The following is a 15,764-nucleotide window of genomic DNA, read 5'->3' as shown; positions in this document are numbered from 1 at the left end:
GCAAGTGGTGCACAGGCGTGGAATTGCCGCTTGAAAGCCTATGCGGCCAAGTTTACCTTGCCACCCTGATGAAAACCGCAAATGGAGCATTCCGATAGCCCGCAGACCACATAACGCGCCGCCCACGCGCGACACAGGCCCCCGAGTGAACGACCGTATCCGGGCCCCTGAAATCCGGCTCATTGGCGCCGAAGGCGAAAACGTCGGTGTCGTCACGCCTGCCCGTGCGATGGACCTGGCCGAACAAGCCGGGTTGGATCTCGTTGAAATCTCGCCCAATGCAACGCCGCCGGTCTGCAAGATCATGGACTACGGCAAGTTCAAGTACGAACAGCAGAAGCGGGAATCCGAGGCACGCAAGAAGCAGAAGATCATCGAGGTCAAGGAGGTCAAGTTCCGCCCGAACACCGACACCCATGACTACGAGGTCAAGATGCGCAACGTGTTCAAGTTCCTCGAGAACGGCGACAAGGTGAAGGTCACCTTGCGGTTCCGCGGACGCGAGATGGCGCACCAGAACCTTGGCCGCGAACTGCTGCAACGGGTGGCGGAAGACGTCAAGGAAATCGGCAAGGTCGAGAACATGCCGAAGATGGAAGGCCGCCAGATGGTCATGATGATCGGCCCCTCTGCCAAGTGAGGGACCGGCACATCGCCGCCTGAAAGTGCATCAGCCGCACCTGAGCCCGCCGCCAAGGCGGGCTTTTCGTTTCTGCCGCCCACGCGAGAAAACCTGTCAGAGGAACTCATCCGCATGAACTGGGACAATCGTTTCGCCACCGAAGAGTATGTCTTCGGCACTGCCCCCTCGGGTTTTCTGACCGCGCATGCAGGGCTGATTCCACCGGGCGCCCGCACGCTGTGCATTGCCGATGGCGAAGGGCGCAATTCGGTCTGGCTGGCACAGCAAGGATGTGATGTCACCGCCTTCGACCTGTCGCCAAATGCCATCGCCAAGGCCGAGAAGCTGGCGGAAAAGGCCGGCGTGGCCCCGGACTTCAATGTCTCGACGATCGAGAACTGGGACTGGAGCCGAACCTATGACTTGGTTGTCGCTGTGTTTTTCCAGTTCCTCTCGCCAGAGGAACGGGCGCCGGTTTTTGCCGGGCTGCGCCGCGCGCTGGCTCCGGGCGGGCGCCTGATGCTGCATGGCTACACGCCGAAACAGGTGGAATACGGCACTGGCGGCCCGGGCGACCCCGCCAATATGTACACCGCAGGGATGCTGCGTCAGTCCTTCCCGGACCTGACCCTGTTGCGGCTTGCGGAATACGAACAGGACCTGCACGAGGGCGCGGGCCACAAGGGCCGTTCGGCCCTGATCGACCTGATCGGGGACGCACCCCGCTGAACCATCGGGCGCCCTGCCCGCTATTCCGCCACGACGCTGAATCTGGACAGAAGTCCCGCAGAGCCCCCCACCTGCGGCTCAGGCCTCGCGCAGACGGCCGCGCGCCGGGATTTCCTTCAGCAGACCGCCGACACCCATGCCCGCGATGTCCTGCGGAGTGACGGAAACGCCGCAAAGCAGCCGCTCCAGCACCCAGTCGGCGCCATTCAGCGCCGGGGCACGGGCACAGCCCGGCAGGCCGATCACCGGGCGCCCGGCCTGTTCGCCGTAGAACAGCAGGTTGCCGGGATCGACCGGCATTCCGAAATGCGTGACAGAGCCGCCGGCCTGTCGCACCGCCTCTGGCGCCACATCGTGCAGGTCAGAGGTGGCAGACCCCGTCAGGATCAGGACCGCATCCGCGTCGGTCGCCGTGACCGCCTCTGCCAGCGGGCCAACCTTGTGCGGCACCACCAGTTGCGGGCCGATTTGAACCCCGAGCCGGTCCAGCCGGTCCTGCGTGACCTTCTGCCCCTTGTCGCCGGTTTCCGACCCGTCGACCGTTGTCTGGATCAGCTGCGCCGTCCTGCAGACAACGGGCCGCAGGCGCAGACCGGATTGCCCCGCGAGGCACGCCGCCTCCAGCGCCGCTTCGGGCACCGCGTAAGAGATGATCTTGACCGTCGCCACCATGCCGCCTTTGGCAACGCGCTGCCACTCGGGCACTGTCGCCACGGTGATCATCGGGTGCAGCGCGTTCAGGGCGTGGACGCGGCCCGCCAGGACCTCGACAACACCGGGCGCCTCGGCATGCAGATTGACACGCCCAGTCGCGGCCTTGCCGATCTTGAGCCCCGCGCGGTGGGGATCAGGGACCAGCGCCTGTGCCAGACGCGCCGCGGCGGCATCTTCGCCGATGTCGCCGGGTTCCAGGCGCGCGGCGATGACCTCGTCCATGCCCGCGCCGCGCAGCTTGTCCAGATCCTCGGGACACAGCACCCGCCCCTTGCGCAGGCGCCCCTTTTCCAGGGCGACGCTATGTGCCAGCACCGCGCCTTCGGCCTCGTCCAGCGGAACGGCGCCGAACTTCATCGCAGGTCCCCGCGGCGCAGCACCTGCGTCATCTGCGCGATGATCGATACGGCGATTTCCGAAGGACCCGCGGCACCGATGTCCAGCCCGATGGGCGCATGGATGCGCGCGACCTCATCTTCGGAGAACCCCGCCTCCGTCAGCCGGGTCACGCGCTTGGCATGGGTGCGTGTCGATCCCAGCGCACCGATATAGAAACAGCCAGAGCGCAGCGCCTTTTCCAGCGCCGGATCGTCCAGCTTGGGATCATGGGTCAGAAGGACCAGCGCGGTGCGCGTATCCAGCCCTAACTGTTCCACCGCCTCGTCCGGCCAGTCATGCAACAGCCGCGTGTCTGGAAACCGCTCGGTCGAGGCAAAGGTCTCGCGCGGGTCGATCACCGCCGGGTCATAGCCCGCGATACGCGCCATGGGCAGCAGAGCCTGGGCGATATGCACTGCCCCCACCACGATCAAACGCAGCGGCGGGTTGTGGATGCCGACAAAGACACGGCTGTCCGGCTCGAAACCGGATCGGTCCATCCGAAAGCGGTCGGGAAACCCCTGCCGGTCCAGCCAGCGGTCGCTGCGGTCCAAATCGACGACATAGGCGACCGGCTCGCGCGCGGCGCGGGCCTTGACCAGATCCTCGAGCAGGAGTTCGGGCAGGACATCGCCCACCGGCTCCACCAGCACGCGGATCGTACCGCCGCAGGCCAGACCCACGGCAAAGGCATCCTGATCCGAAACGCCGAATTCCAGCTCGCGCAGCTCCCCCGATTCCAGCGCCTCCAGCGCCTCGACGATCACCGCGCCCTCGACGCACCCGCCGGAGACCGAGCCTTCGATCTGGCCCTTGCCGGAAATCGCCAGCTGGCTGCCGACGCGTCGCGGGGCAGAGCCCCATGTCTCGACCACCGTTGCCAGCACGGCGCCATCACCCGCCTGATGCCAGGCCAATGCCTGTTCGGGAATCGCGTCTACCCTGTCCATGAATGCCTCTCCCCTGTGACGGGCCATGTCTATCATGTAGGGACGCGGTGTCTCCCCCTTCAATGGTCGGACGGATCAGGCGCCGCGCGTCACGTCATGGCCGTAGAGCCAGTCGAACTGGTGCAGCATCCTTCCCGGTGCAAGGCGTCCGACCACACCCAGGCCCAGGTGCGCCACGCCGCGCACCAGCGGGTTACGCAGATGATATTTCCAGGCATTGCCATTGGCGGCCTCGATCACCCGGGCCACCCGATCGCGGCGCCGTTGCTGGTAGGTGGCCAGCGCCGACGCCATGTCCGGCGCCTCTGACAAGGCATCCGCCAGCACCCAGGCGTCTTCCACCGCCATGTTGGCGCCCTGGGCCAGAAAGGGCAGCGTCGGATGGGCCGCATCCCCCAGAAGCACCGCGCCCTCGCCATGCCAGACCCGGGCAACCGGATGGCGGAACAATCCCCAGAGACCAGGCCGATCCGCCCCTGCCAAAAGCCCGGGCACCAGCCCGCCGAAACCCGCGAAGGCCGCGCGCAGGTTGTCGCCCGTGTCCCGGTGGCTCCAGCTTTCCTCGACCCAGCCACGCCGCTCTTCGACCGCAACGAGGTTCACCTGCTCGCCACCGCGAAGCGGGTAGCTGACCATATGGCGCCCCGGCCCCATGTGCACGCGCGCCTCGGGCGGATGATCGACGGTGTTGGGCACAACCGCGCGCCAGGCCACCTGGTTGGTAAAGAAAGGGTCCGCGTCTCCGTTCAGTTCCGGTCGGAGCACGGAATGCAGCCCGTCCGCGCCGATCACCAGGTCCGCCTTGGTGGTATCGCCATTGCAAAGCAGAATTCGCGCGGGCGTGCCCGGCACGACCTTTAGCACCTTTTGCAACAGCCGTACCCGAATACCCGCCGCCCGTGCCCGCGCGGCCAAAAGATCAACCAGGTCGGCCCGGTGCACGAAGCGATAACTTTGCTCGGCGGGCAGCCGGGTCAGATCCAGCCGCAGCACCTCTCGCCCACCCGCATCGCGCAGCGAGACCGCGCGCCCGGCGACCGAGATGGCGCGAAACCCCTCGGCAAGTCCAATCGCCTCGATCACGCGCAGGCCGTTGGGACTGACCTGTATGCCGGCGCCCACCTCGCGGATAGCCTCGGCCTGTTCGAGAATGCGCACCTCGGCGCCTCGCGCCCGCAGCGCAAGTGCCGCGGTCAGTCCGCCGATCCCGGCGCCGATGATGGTAATGTCGCGGCCCGTCAGTTCCATGCGCTTCCATTGACAAAGGAAAAACGCCGAGGCAAGGCCCCGGCGTTTACCATGTCATGTCCATGCGGTCGCGGCTTAGTCGTCGCGGTGCACCTTCTCACGGCGCTCGTGGCGTTCCTGCGCCTCAAGGCTCATGGTGGCGATCGGACGCGCATCCAGCCGCTTCAGGCTGATCGGTTCGCCGGTCACCTCGCAGTAACCGTATTCGCCCTCGTCGATCCGACGCAGCGCCTGGTCGATCTTGCTGACCAGCTTGCGCTGACGGTCGCGCGTGCGCAATTCGATCGCGCGGTCGGTTTCCTCGCTGGCACGGTCGGTCACATCAGGGATGTTCCGCGTGCCTTCCTGCAGCGCTTCGATGGTGTCGCGGCTGTCGGACAGCAGCTCGGCCTTCCAGGCCAGCAGCTTGCGGCGAAAGTATTCTGTTTGCCGCTCATTCATGAACGGTTCGTCTTCGGCCGGACGGTAATCATCGGGCAGAAATGTCTCAGGCTTCATATCCGCTCCCTCATCAACGCCAATATCCGCCATGTTGAAATTCCTCAGATATCTGGCACCCCTGCGGGCAGGCATTAAAGCAAGCCGCGACGGTTGTCACGTCACATTAGTGTCTTTCCCCGGCCGATTTACGGCTGGCCCTTGGTATCTTTGTGACAAGCTTGGGGCGTCCCGGCCAAGCCCTTCTCGCGACTGGATTTCCGGCCGGAAACAGCCCCATCTAGGCATGGTTGCAGGTCCGTCCATTGCGCTCCCCGCAGGGTTGAGAAGCGGAATGCGACAGGAACGCGCAGGTCTTGTCAGCCACCTTGCCGAGCCCCTCAGGCGATACCGACAGCGTGACGCACTGGGCGGGGTCCGGGTGCTGCACTTGCAAAGGTGCCCGCCGCGCACTACCCCTCTGGCGACAGGTTACAGCAAGAAGGTCGCGCCATGCGTTTCGAAGGCACCGAGGAATACGTCTCTACCGACGATCTGACGATGGCGGTGAACGCCGCGGTGACATTGGAACGCCCCCTTCTGGTCAAGGGAGAGCCGGGCACCGGCAAGACGGAACTGGCGCGCCAGGTGTCCAAGGCCCTGGGCCTGCCGATGCTGGAATGGGCGGTGAAATCCACCACCAAGGCACAGCAGGGGCTCTATGAATACGACGCCGTCAGCCGGCTGCGCGACAGCCAGCTGGGTGACGAGCGTGTCAACGACGTGGCGAACTACATCCGCAAGGGCAAGCTCTGGCAGGCCTTCGAGGCCGAGGGCAAGGTTGTCCTGCTGATCGACGAGATCGACAAGGCCGACATCGAGTTCCCGAACGACCTTCTGCAGGAACTCGACAAGATGGAGTTCCACGTCTACGAGACCGGCGAAACGATCCGGGCCAAACAGCGCCCCATCGTCATCATCACCTCGAACAACGAAAAAGAGCTGCCCGACGCGTTTCTGCGCCGCTGCTTTTTCCACTACATCAAGTTCCCGGACACCGAGACCTTGCGCAAGATCGTCGAGGTGCACCATCCGGGCATCAAGCCTGCGCTGCTGACGACGGCCCTGACCCAGTTCTACGAGCTGCGCGAACAGCCGGGGCTGAAGAAGAAGCCTTCGACCTCCGAGGTGCTGGACTGGCTCAAGCTGCTGCTGGCCGAGGATCTGGACGCCGAGGATCTGAAGCGCGACGGCGCCAGTGCCCTGCCGAAACTGCACGGCGCCCTGCTCAAGAACGAACAGGACGTGCATCTGTTCGAACGGCTGGCATTCATGGCGCGACGGCAGCGGTGAGGGCGCGCAGACCGCGGTCGCTCAGTTTCCGATTTCGTTGAGCAGCCGCTTGCGCCGCAACCATCCGGTAACCTGGCGTGTCAGAACGTCCGGGGACCGGAATCGGAGGGAGTCACCTTCGCGCAAGACGTCGTAGCGTTTGTATCCGCCCATCAGGCGGTGAGCCTGTTGCGCGGCCACGACGACCGTGATCTCGATCGAATGACAGGTTTCGGCGGTGATGCTCTCGCCTTTTTGCTGCGCCGCGCGCTTGAGGATGTTGGCGAAAGTCCCCAGATCAACCGCCTCGCCACCGGCCAGCGGTCCCTTGGCCGTCCTTTCGCGAAAATCGCCGCCCAAGGCATTTTCCTGTTCCAAGTGATCCGTGACTAGCGCCTCGCGATAGCCACCTTCGCAGGAAAGGTCGACTTTGATCCCAAGGATATAGACCGTGTCCGCGCCCATGTTTGTCACGATGCAGCGCGCCTGCTGGTCAGCGCCCGCCGCCATGTCGATATGGATCACCGCGCGCGTCGAACGGCGGAAACTGACGTAGATCAGTTGCAGATAGGTGATCCAGACAACCAGCATTGCCGAGTTCAGGACCACATTCACCATCGCCGAATTGGATGCCAGCCAGTTCCACATTGCAGATCGCTCCCTTGCGCCCTTAACTCCGGTGGATACTGGCCGGTTCCCCTCGGGCCCTTGCGGCTCCGGTCGGTGCGTGCTTTGACCGGCACCGCCACAAGAGACGACGCGCACCATGCTGAACATCCTCACTCATGACATCCTGCCCGTCTTCTCGATGCTGGCGCTGGGATTCCTGCTGGGAAGGTTCGGCAAGATCAGCCGGGACGAGGCAACCGCGATCAACAAGGTCGCCTTCCTGATTCTCCAGCCGGCACTGATTTTCCCGCTGATCGCCGGCGTCGATTTCCGAGCCTTCGAATTCAGCGCGCTGGCGGTTTATGCCGGCTGCGAGGTGCTGGCTTTCGCGCTTTCCTTTGCGCTGGCCCGTCTTGTCTTTCGCCGCGAGGTCGCCGAGGCTTGGTTGTTGGCCATGGCCGTCGTTTTCGTGAATTCGTTGCTCTATATCTGGCCGATTTCCTACCTGATATACGGCGAGGCAGCCGCACTTCCGATCACGGCGATCGTTGCCTGGGACTCTGCCGTCAGCTTTGCCTTTTTCATCATCTCCGCCGACCTGATCGCCAACAGGGGCGCCGGCGGACATGCGGCTGCGCGGCGGGTCATTTCCAACCCGGTGCTGATCGCCATCGCGCTTGGGGCGGCCGTCAATCTCGCCGGGATTTCAGCGCCAGAACCTTTGCTGACGGCAATGGATTTCGCCGGTGGCGGCGCGGCTCCGCTGACGCTCTTTGCACTCGGAGTGATTCTGTCTGGGCAAAAGCTGGTTCCGACAACGACGGTCGCAGGGTTCACGGCGCTCAAGCTGTTGGGGTTTCCGGCACTGGTCTGGGCGGCGCTGAACCTGGTCGAGGTCGCGCCAAACTGGGATCAGCTTTTCCTGCTCAACGCGGCCGGGCCGTCGGGTGCGATGGCCTTTGCGCTGGCGCTGCTTTATCGTGTCCGAACCGATGCCATTGCCCCGGTCATCATCTGGACCAGCCTTCTGTCGCTGATTTCGCTGGCCTGGCTCGCCTGAATTGCCCAGAAAACGCCATCCTTGACCGGGCAGAGTTGGTATCGACACAGGCGAACAGTGGCAATTCGGACTCACCCAATCCGAGAATGCCCCTTAAAATTAACGTTTTCCAAACCCGTTTCCCGATCTCGGGAAAAAATCATCCACAGGCGGGCATAGTGCTGGGCAGAAACCAAGGTTTTGCCCTATAGTGATCCCATAGAGGACAGAAAATCCAAGGATGTCTTAGAGCATCCACACGGAACACAAAGCAGGCAGGCTTCGAAAGTGTCCCCAAAAACGGCTCTCACGGTGCGCCCGCTGGCCGCCGCGGACGAACCGGCGTGGCGTGAGCTCTGGACGGCCTACCTGGCCTTCTACGAAAGCTCCGTTCCCGACCCGGTCTATGCGTCCACCTTCGCACGCCTTCTGGGCGATGATCCGCGCGACTTCAACGCATTGGTCGCAGAGCTTGACGGCCGGCTGGTCGGCCTGACGCACTACCTGTTTCACCGCCACGCCTGGAAGATCGAGGAGGTCTGCTACCTGCAGGATCTCTATGCGGTTCCCGACGTGCGCGGTCAGGGCATCGGGCATGCGCTGATACAGGGCGTGTACGACAAGGCCGATGCATATGGCGCCGCAACGGTCTATTGGCTCACGCAGGACTTCAACAGCACGGCCCGCCAGCTATACGACCGGATCGGTACGCTGACGCCTTTCATCAAGTACCAGAGGACGTGATGCGCAGGTCCTGCCGCCTGATGCTGCCGCTGTTCCTTGTGCTGGGCGCCTGCATGCAGGTCACGCCAACCGATACCGCGGCGACACGCGCGGCATCGGTCGACGGAACCAGCGGCCTGCCCCCGATGAAGAGCTTTGCCGCACCGCGTCCGCAGGCGCCCGTGGCCTCGAACCAGGATGTGGCCCGGGATTTCCTGGATCTGGCCTTCACGCTGGAATCAGGCCGCCCGCTGCAAAGCTTTACCCGCTTTGACACGCCGATCACTGTTCGTGTCACAGGCGCGCCGCCTGCCTCGCTGGCACCGGACTTGCGCCGGTTGCTGCACCGGCTGCGCACAGAGGCCGGGATCGACATCGCGCTCAGTGGCGACCCGCAGGCCAATATCACCGTCCAGGCCGTCAGCCGGGCCGATATCCGCGCCGCCCTGCCCCAGGCCGCCTGCTTCGTGGTGCCCAATGTCTCTTCCCTGGCGGAATACCGAAGCAAGCGGCGGTCCCGGTCCGTCAGCTGGTCCACGCTGAAACAGCGCGAGCGGCTGGCGATCTTCCTGCCCAACGACGCCTCTCCCCAAGAGGTTCGCGACTGCCTGCACGAGGAATTGGCCCAGGCCATCGGACCACTGAACGACCTTTATCGCCTGCCCGACAGCGTGTTCAACGACGACAACGTGCACACGGTCCTGACCGGCTACGACATGATGATCCTGCGGGTCTACTACGACCCGGCACTGCGCACCGGCATGACACGGCGCCAGGTTGCCGACCGGCTGCCCGCCATCCTGGCCCGCGTCAACCCGCGCGGCCAGGGCATCGTCCCGCAGAGGCTGGCGAAAACCCCGCGGGTCTGGATCGACGCGGTGCAGACGGCCCTCGGCCCCGGCGCCAACCCGGCGCAACGGCGCGCCGCCGCCATCGAAGCGCTGAAAGTTGCCTCGGCAATGGGCTGGACCGATCATCGCCGCGCCTTTTCGCATTACGCGATGGGTCGGCTGCTGCAGGCCACCGACCCGCAGGCGGCGCAGGATCAATTCGTCCTGGCGCAACGCTACTTTGGCCGACGCCCGGACACGGCGCTGCATCGCGCCTATGTCGCCTCGCAACTGGGGGCCTATGCCATCGCCTCCGGCAATGCGGAAAATGCGCTGGCCCTCATCGGCCCGCACCTGGACACGGCTGCGCGGCATGAAAACGCGGCCCTTCTGGCCACGCTCTTGTTGCTGCGCGCCGAGGCGCTGGAACTGTCGGGCCGCGTCGCCGAGGGCCGCAGCGTCCGGGTGGACTCGCTCGGCTGGGCGCGCTACGGGTTTGGCTCTGATTGGGCGGTGCGCGCGAAACTGCGCGAGATCGGGTCGCTCAATCCAGCGAGGCAGGGACAAGGTACGTTATGATCGTGATCCTCGGGGCGCTTCTGGGCGCTTTCATCGGCGGTACAACCGCCAAACGGCGCAAGGGCAACTGGGCCGATATCGCGCAGTACGCGGTGATCTATGCCATCGCCTTCGCCCTGCTTGGGCTGGTCGTGACGATCGCGCTGGAAAAGACCCTGCTGGGCTGAGGCCCCATTTCCACCACCGTCGAAACGCGATAGCGTCGCGCCCATGTTCGTACCCTTTTTCGAAACCCTGCGGAAATCCGGCGTTCCCGTCACGCTGCGTGAATACCTGACCTTTCTCGAAGGGCTGCGCGCGGGCCTGGCCACCTATGACGTCGAGGCCTTCTACTTTCTGGCGCGCAGCGCGATGGTCAAGGACGAGCGTCACCTCGACCGTTTCGACCGCGCCTTTGCCACCGCCTTCAAGGGATTGGAGCAGATCAGCGCCGAAGAGGTTTTCGAGGCCGTCAATCTTCCCGCCGACTGGCTGAAGAAACAGGCCGAGAAACACCTCACCGAGGAAGAGCGTGCAAAGATCGAGGCGCTCGGCGGCTTTGACAAGCTGATGGAAACGCTCAAGGAGCGGCTGAAGGAACAGCAGGGCCGGCACCAGGGCGGCAACAAGTGGATCGGCACCGCCGGCACCTCGCCCTTTGGCGCCTATGGCTACAACCCCGAGGGCGTGCGCATCGGTCAGGACGAAAGCCGGCACCAACGGGCGGTCAAGGTCTGGGACAAGCGCGAGTTCCGAAATCTCGACGACAGCGTCGAGCTTGGCACGCGCAACATCAAGGTGGCGTTGAAACGGCTGCGCCGCTGGGTGCGCCAGGGCGCCGAAGAAGAGCTGGACCTGAACGGGACCATCCGCGCCACGGCAGAGCATGGCTACCTCGACGTGGTCACCCGGCCGGAACGGCACAACGCGGTCAAGGTGCTGCTCTTTCTCGACGTGGGCGGCTCGATGGATCCCTTCATCAAGGTGGTCGAAGAGCTGTTCTCGGCCGCGCGGTCCGAGTTCAAGCACCTTGAACACTATTATTTCCACAATTGCCTGTACGAAGGCGTCTGGCGCGACAACGCACGCCGCTATGACCAGCAGACCCCGACATGGGAGGTGCTGAACACCTACGGGCCGGACTACAAGTGCATCTTTGTCGGCGATGCCTCGATGTCGCCTTATGAAATCGCCTATCCCGGCGGCGCCAACGAACACTGGAACGCAGAGGCGGGCCAGGTCTGGCTGCAACGCGCGCGCGACCAGTGGCATGATCACCTCTGGATCAACCCGGTGCCCGAGAAGCACTGGCAATATACTCAGTCGATCGCCATGATCCGCGACATCTTCGAGGACCGCATGGTGCCGATGACGCTGGAAGGGATCGACCGGGGCGTTCGCCTGCTGGGCTGAGACCATCAACGAACGGTCCCGACCCTGGCCCGGGACCTCCTGCTAGCCGCGCAGAAGGCCCGGGAGCAATATCAGATCATTGCTGCACCAGACCCCGTGCCGCGCCCAGCGTGCCCGGGCCGACCTTGGCATCCAGTGCGCCGTCATAAAGGCCACGTTCCTGCAGGATGCGCTGGAAGGCCAGCGCCGTGTCGCGGTCCCAGGCAACGGCACGGCCATCCACCCGGCCCCGGATCTCGTTGACCGAAATCTGACCCGACTCCAGCGCCTGGATATAGAGAGAGGCCGCCTGCTCCGGGTCATAGTCGACCCCCTCTCCACGTTCGTAGAGAAAGCCAAGCGCGTTGATCGCTGCCGGATCCCCGCCCTGGGCGGACCGTCGGATCAGTGCCGCGCGCTGTGCCGGATCGGTGACCGGGCCATCCTCGGAATAGAGCTGCGACAGGGCTCGCGCCGCATCCTCGTTGCCCTGTTTCGAGGCCCGCTCGAGCATTTCGGCCGCCTTGACCACGTCCGGCAGGCCCAGTTCCTCGGCCAGGCTACGCGATAGGCTGCGCGGGTTCATGTAGATCGAGGCGAGACGCAGTTGCGCAAAGTGATAGCCTGCATCCGCGGACTCCTGCAGCAGGCTGACCATCTGGCGAGAGTCGCGCGAGGTGCCACGACCCAGCCCGCTCATCATCGCCAGCGTCGCCTTGGCGGGCAGATCGCCGGCGTCCGCTGCCGTACGATATTCGGCGATGGCCCGGTCCAGATCCTCCTGCACATCGCCGGTCCCGAAGTTGAAGTAATCGCCCAACTTGGTCCGCGCGGCGGCCACCCCGGCCTCTGCGGCCAGTTCGAAGGTTTCCAGCGCCAGCGCATGTTCGCCGTCCGCCTGCATCAGTACCGCCACCTGGAACAGCGCTTCGGGATCCGGATTTGCCCCGATCACCGCACGTTCGCAGGCCGCCCGTGCAGAGCGCAATGCGCGGAAATAATCGCTGACCGCCTGCTTGCTGACCGGCGCCTCGGCCGTGGCCGGACCGGCCAGTTCACGGCAAAGCCGGGCGGCCTCTTCTGCCCCGGCGGCCTGCGCCGGAACGGCCAGCGGCATCAGCGCCGCAGCAAGAATCACTTTGGTAAGGTCTCGTGTCGAACGGATCATCCGCGCGTTCCTTTCAACTTTTCGGTGTTGTTTTCGCAAATGACCTCTGGGCTGTTGCCCGGATGCAAGTCTTCGCGGAAATCCGCCACCGGTTGCCGAAGCAGTTTGACTAAAATCCAGAGATACTCTTTCATTCCAATTGGATGAGATCAAACCCTATCAACGGACACATCGGTGCATGATCCGCTTTGCGGCCTTGCAGCCACAGGATGGTTGCGGGCCGGGTTGGCGAGTTCCCGCCCAATGCGGGGTATGCCGTGCGCATCGTCATTGTTCGCTTAACGCTTCGCGACTAGGAGGCAGCGTCATGATGAAGGCACACTCCTCCGATCTTGAAATCACCGCCGAACGCAAGGGCTGGATATCCAGACTTGATTCCGTCGCTCGCCGTCCCGGCCTCGTTGCCGCCGCGCTGGGGTTTGCTGCCCTGAATGCGGCCGCCGCCGTGACCGTTCTTGTCATGATGCCCGACGATCAGGGGCCGACTGCCGCACCCGCGACACCGGTTACGGTCAGCAAGCTGGCCCCGACCGGCAAGCCGACCCCGGCCGCAGAGCCCAGGCACGCCGCCCTGAGCGAGGTGGTCCACCGCCTGCCGCGCGCACAGACCTGGCATCCGCCGCACCAGCTGCCTAGCGGTCGCGATCATTCCGTGGCCCCCGACATTGCACGCAGCGCTCCCGTTGGCCTTGCCGCCCCGCGCGCAGACGGTCTGCCGACGCCGGGACTGGATAGCATGCCGCTGGCTCTAGCCTCTCTTCCGCGCGACGTCACGCCGGAACCGGACAAGGAAATTCTGAACTCTTCCCTGGTTCCGCAGATCGCGACATTGGGAGCGGTCCGCCCTCGCGCCCGTCCCGAACTGGATATTCCCGAGACACCGGAGACCATCCAGGTTGCGGTCTCACTGCGTCCGAAACTGCGTCCGGAGGGTCTGAAACTGCCTGCCCCCAGCATCGACCGCGCGCCTGAAGCTGCGGCGCCGACAGCCACGCTTGCCGCCCTGCCGCGCGCGATCGAGCGCCCGGTCTCCGGCGCCACCTGCAATTCCCGCCTGACCCGTGCCATGCCGAACCGTCGTGGTTCGGCCAAGGGCGGCGACGCGGTCATGGCCGGCCTGATGCGCACCAGCGGCACCGAGCGTGATCGCCGTGTCGCGCGTGAGATCCTTGCCGGCAACATGCCCTCGTTCCTTCAGGACCTTGTGCCTGTCCAAGTCTCGGGCCGCGCCCGCGACGGCTCGCCGATCCGGATCACCTTTTGCGCGACGCCCGATTACCTTGCCGTCGGCAGCGACCGGGATTTCGTGCGCGTGCCGATGGGCCTGCCCGCCGCGATGCAGATCGCCGCGCGCTTTGACATGATGCTGCCGACACGCCGCATGGTGGACCAGATCTATCGCGCCGCCGACACACGCGTGGCTCCGAAACCCATGACCCCGGGTCCGCAGATGTCCTCGACTGACTACCTCGTGCGCCACAACCGCACCGTCGAAGGGCAGTTGCGCGGTGCCTCGGTCGCCGGGCACCTGACCTCTGGCCACAAAAAGGACCTGGTGCTGACCAATCGGCTGAACAGCAACCGCGGCCGTGTGGCGATCTATGGCTGGCACCGGACGAACGGCAAGGCGATCCAACCGCTGAGCACCGTTCACGGCGCCACCTACGCCGACTATAGCCACGGCGTTCGCCTGATCAGCCAGACCGCCTACCTGAACGGGCGCCCCGTGCGCCTGGCCGACCTGATGGCCGACCCCGACTATGCGTCGCTGATCAGCGACGAAGGCCCGATCCGCGCCGCGCAGCTGCGGGTCGCTAGCGCCAACTGAAGGCACGAATAACCGCACATATCGCCAGACTGGCACGGTTGAGAGGGGGCCTTGCCCCCTCTTTGCTTTGCAGCCAATTCCCCCCGGAGGTATTTTCGGCCCAAAGAGGTACGGATCGTATACCTCCGGGTGACACTGGCGCGGCGTCAGGCTGACTACGATGGGCACATGAAAAATGCCGCCGGCCCTGGGCCCGGCGGCATTTCCCTTTCGCGTGGCACAAGACGCGTCTAGTTGACGTCCTTGAAGCAGCGGAACCCGAGGTGGTAGTTGTGATGGCTGCCCTTGGCCAGCACGCGCGAGCCATGCCAGTACGGGGCGCGCCAGCGGCTCCAATGGGTGTGGGCGCGGATGGTGTCCCAGATGAACCAGCTGCCCTTCATCTCGGTCACGCCCAGCTTGCGGCTGCCCCGGCTGGCCATCTGGTCGGCCGCCAGCGGCAGGTTCATGTGCTCGGCCGCGTTGCCGTCGATGTCATAGACACCGAGCGGGCTTTTGCAGTTCGGGAAACTGCCCGCCGGGTAGGTGTTGGAGCCGCAGCCGGTAAAACTGCCGCCGTTGCAGCTGCCGGACTTGAAGCTGCCGGTGGCGCAGACGCCGCTTTTCCAGGTCGGGCCGATGCTGTAGCGCGCGCTGGACTGGTACTTGCGGTTATGGGCTGCCCGCGCCGCCTGCACGCTCATCCCAAAGAAATAGTCCGGCGGGGTCAGCGCCCCGTGAGAGGCCCCTTCCCATTCATGGGCGTCGCCGATTCGCTTGCCCTCGGCCCAACACAGTTCGGCCGCCTCACGGGCGCGCACCCACGTCACGGGGTAGGCCAGGGGCACGTTCGGCCATTCGAACATGTCGGCGCAGACCTTGGCATCCTCGGGCTGTTGTGTCGCCGGGTCGTAGAGCGGCGCCATGTATTTCTCGCCGCAGATCTTCTCGAACCGTTTGTTGCGGTAGAACTCCAGCGCCGGGGCCGGCAAGCGCGCCTGGGCCTGTTCCGGGGTAAGCGGGTGCCGCGTCACCGCAGGATTGCCCTGCCCGATCCAGCGAGAGCCGGCAAAGATCTGGCGGATGCGTCCGATCTCGGCATTGGTGACGCCACGCGCCGCCTGCATTTGCCGGAACATCGCCTCGTTGTTCTGTTGCAGGGTCTGGGCAGCGCCTTCGGACGCCCCCATCACCCCCGCAAGCACGAGCCCGAGGGCCGCGCCGATCACGTTGCGCCTTGTCTTCATG

The 15,764-nt window shown here is 64.8% G+C and carries 17 protein-coding genes; 9 read left to right on the top strand and 8 right to left on the bottom strand.

Going from position 1 to position 15,764, the window contains the following annotated elements; genetic code table 11:
* Positions 1-145: 145 nt before the first annotated feature.
* Both infC and RBB42_RS00315 read left to right on the top strand, forming a co-directional pair.
* On the top strand, positions 146-640 hold the full coding sequence (gene infC / locus RBB42_RS00320) for a translation initiation factor IF-3 (RefSeq protein ID WP_428400339.1): 495 nt from the start codon (positions 146-148) through the stop codon (positions 638-640).
* Positions 641-754: 114 nt separating this feature from the next.
* Positions 755-1,351 carry an SAM-dependent methyltransferase gene (locus RBB42_RS00315; RefSeq protein WP_305968598.1) on the top strand — a complete coding sequence of 199 codons (597 nt, stop codon included), beginning with the start codon at positions 755-757 and terminating at the stop codon, positions 1,349-1,351.
* A gap of 78 nt (positions 1,352-1,429) precedes the next feature.
* On the opposite strand, the gene RBB42_RS00310 is transcribed toward RBB42_RS00315, so the two are convergent.
* The 4 genes from RBB42_RS00310 to dksA form a co-directional block, all read right to left on the bottom strand.
* Positions 1,430-2,422, bottom strand: coding sequence for a molybdopterin-binding protein (locus RBB42_RS00310; protein ID WP_305968597.1), 993 nt, complete (start codon positions 2,420-2,422; stop codon positions 1,430-1,432).
* Positions 2,419-3,393 (bottom strand): XdhC family protein, encoded by a 975-nt coding sequence (locus tag RBB42_RS00305; protein WP_305968596.1) that lies wholly within the window; start codon positions 3,391-3,393, stop codon positions 2,419-2,421. Before RBB42_RS00305 ends, RBB42_RS00310 begins: the two co-directional genes overlap by 4 nt.
* A 75-nt stretch (positions 3,394-3,468) precedes the next feature.
* Positions 3,469-4,641 (bottom strand): FAD-dependent monooxygenase, encoded by a 1,173-nt coding sequence (locus RBB42_RS00300; protein WP_305968595.1) that lies wholly within the window; start codon positions 4,639-4,641, stop codon positions 3,469-3,471.
* 75 nt (positions 4,642-4,716) lie between these two features.
* A complete protein-coding gene (dksA, locus tag RBB42_RS00295; protein WP_043145369.1) occupies positions 4,717-5,139 on the bottom strand; it encodes an RNA polymerase-binding protein DksA in 423 nt (140 codons plus the stop codon).
* A 432-nt stretch (positions 5,140-5,571) separates the two neighbouring features.
* Between dksA and RBB42_RS00290 the strand changes: the two genes are divergently transcribed.
* A complete protein-coding gene (locus tag RBB42_RS00290) occupies positions 5,572-6,411 on the top strand; it encodes an AAA family ATPase (protein WP_043145248.1) in 840 nt (279 codons plus the stop codon).
* 21 nt (positions 6,412-6,432) lie between these two features.
* Here the strand turns inward: RBB42_RS00290 and RBB42_RS00285 are convergent, their stop codons facing one another.
* A complete protein-coding gene (locus RBB42_RS00285; protein WP_305968594.1) occupies positions 6,433-7,038 on the bottom strand; it encodes a hypothetical protein in 606 nt (201 codons plus the stop codon).
* Positions 7,039-7,156: 118 nt separating this feature from the next.
* Here RBB42_RS00285 and RBB42_RS00280 point away from each other — a divergent pair, with 118 nt between their 5' ends.
* The 5 genes from RBB42_RS00280 to RBB42_RS00260 all read left to right on the top strand — a co-directional run bounded on the left by RBB42_RS00280 (position 7,157) and on the right by RBB42_RS00260 (position 11,562).
* Positions 7,157-8,059, top strand: coding sequence for an AEC family transporter (locus tag RBB42_RS00280; RefSeq protein WP_305968593.1), 903 nt, complete (start codon positions 7,157-7,159; stop codon positions 8,057-8,059).
* Positions 8,060-8,326: 267 nt separating this feature from the next.
* Entirely contained in the window at positions 8,327-8,782 is a 456-nt protein-coding gene (locus RBB42_RS00275) for a GNAT family N-acetyltransferase (RefSeq protein ID WP_305968592.1), read from the top strand.
* Entirely contained in the window at positions 8,782-10,170 is a 1,389-nt protein-coding gene (locus RBB42_RS00270; RefSeq protein ID WP_305968591.1) for a DUF2927 domain-containing protein, read from the top strand. The genes RBB42_RS00275 and RBB42_RS00270 overlap by 1 nt, the downstream gene beginning before the upstream one ends.
* Positions 10,167-10,337: an apolipoprotein acyltransferase gene (locus tag RBB42_RS00265; protein WP_305968590.1), complete on the top strand. Its 171-nt coding sequence runs from the start codon at positions 10,167-10,169 to the stop codon at positions 10,335-10,337. Before RBB42_RS00270 ends, RBB42_RS00265 begins: the two co-directional genes overlap by 4 nt.
* Before the next feature lie 43 nt (positions 10,338-10,380).
* Positions 10,381-11,562, top strand: coding sequence for a vWA domain-containing protein (locus RBB42_RS00260; RefSeq protein WP_305968589.1), 1,182 nt, complete (start codon positions 10,381-10,383; stop codon positions 11,560-11,562).
* A 76-nt stretch (positions 11,563-11,638) separates the two neighbouring features.
* Here RBB42_RS00260 and RBB42_RS00255 read toward each other — a convergent pair whose 3' ends face one another.
* On the bottom strand, positions 11,639-12,709 hold the full coding sequence (locus tag RBB42_RS00255; protein WP_305968588.1) for a tetratricopeptide repeat protein: 1,071 nt from the start codon (positions 12,707-12,709) through the stop codon (positions 11,639-11,641).
* Positions 12,706-12,843 (bottom strand): hypothetical protein, encoded by a 138-nt coding sequence (locus RBB42_RS00250; protein WP_305968587.1) that lies wholly within the window; start codon positions 12,841-12,843, stop codon positions 12,706-12,708. The genes RBB42_RS00255 and RBB42_RS00250 overlap by 4 nt, the downstream gene beginning before the upstream one ends.
* Positions 12,844-13,016: 173 nt before the next feature.
* On the opposite strand from RBB42_RS00250, the gene RBB42_RS00245 reads away from it, so the two are divergent.
* The gene (locus RBB42_RS00245; protein WP_305968586.1) at positions 13,017-14,537 is read left to right on the top strand and encodes a hypothetical protein; all 1,521 of its coding nucleotides are present in this window, start codon (positions 13,017-13,019) and stop codon (positions 14,535-14,537) included.
* Positions 14,538-14,767: 230 nt separating this feature from the next.
* Here RBB42_RS00245 and RBB42_RS00240 read toward each other — a convergent pair whose 3' ends face one another.
* Positions 14,768-15,763 (bottom strand): SUMF1/EgtB/PvdO family nonheme iron enzyme, encoded by a 996-nt coding sequence (locus RBB42_RS00240; protein WP_305968585.1) that lies wholly within the window; start codon positions 15,761-15,763, stop codon positions 14,768-14,770.
* Position 15,764 lies beyond the last annotated feature (1 nt).

This window comes from Mameliella sp. MMSF_3455, assembly GCF_030733205.1.
GTDB lineage: Bacteria > Pseudomonadota > Alphaproteobacteria > Rhodobacterales > Rhodobacteraceae > Antarctobacter.
Note: the sequence above shows the minus strand (reverse complement) of the source record. Positions and strands in the feature narration are given on the sequence as shown.

Coding starts and splice junctions, on each gene's coding strand:
- RBB42_RS00315 (WP_305968598.1), top strand. CDS start 755: ATGAACTGGGACAATCGTTTCGCCACCGAAGAGTATGTCTTCGGCACT.
- RBB42_RS00310 (WP_305968597.1), bottom strand. CDS start 2,422: ATGAAGTTCGGCGCCGTTCCGCTGGACGAGGCCGAAGGCGCGGTGCTG.
- RBB42_RS00305 (WP_305968596.1), bottom strand. CDS start 3,393: ATGGACAGGGTAGACGCGATTCCCGAACAGGCATTGGCCTGGCATCAG.
- RBB42_RS00300 (WP_305968595.1), bottom strand. CDS start 4,641: ATGGAACTGACGGGCCGCGACATTACCATCATCGGCGCCGGGATCGGC.
- dksA (WP_043145369.1), bottom strand. CDS start 5,139: ATGAAGCCTGAGACATTTCTGCCCGATGATTACCGTCCGGCCGAAGAC.
- RBB42_RS00290 (WP_043145248.1), top strand. CDS start 5,572: ATGCGTTTCGAAGGCACCGAGGAATACGTCTCTACCGACGATCTGACG.
- RBB42_RS00285 (WP_305968594.1), bottom strand. CDS start 7,038: ATGTGGAACTGGCTGGCATCCAATTCGGCGATGGTGAATGTGGTCCTG.
- RBB42_RS00280 (WP_305968593.1), top strand. CDS start 7,157: ATGCTGAACATCCTCACTCATGACATCCTGCCCGTCTTCTCGATGCTG.
- RBB42_RS00270 (WP_305968591.1), top strand. CDS start 8,782: ATGCGCAGGTCCTGCCGCCTGATGCTGCCGCTGTTCCTTGTGCTGGGC.
- RBB42_RS00265 (WP_305968590.1), top strand. CDS start 10,167: ATGATCGTGATCCTCGGGGCGCTTCTGGGCGCTTTCATCGGCGGTACA.
- RBB42_RS00260 (WP_305968589.1), top strand. CDS start 10,381: ATGTTCGTACCCTTTTTCGAAACCCTGCGGAAATCCGGCGTTCCCGTC.
- RBB42_RS00255 (WP_305968588.1), bottom strand. CDS start 12,709: ATGATCCGTTCGACACGAGACCTTACCAAAGTGATTCTTGCTGCGGCG.
- RBB42_RS00250 (WP_305968587.1), bottom strand. CDS start 12,843: ATGAAAGAGTATCTCTGGATTTTAGTCAAACTGCTTCGGCAACCGGTG.
- RBB42_RS00245 (WP_305968586.1), top strand. CDS start 13,017: ATGATGAAGGCACACTCCTCCGATCTTGAAATCACCGCCGAACGCAAG.
- RBB42_RS00240 (WP_305968585.1), bottom strand. CDS start 15,763: ATGAAGACAAGGCGCAACGTGATCGGCGCGGCCCTCGGGCTCGTGCTT.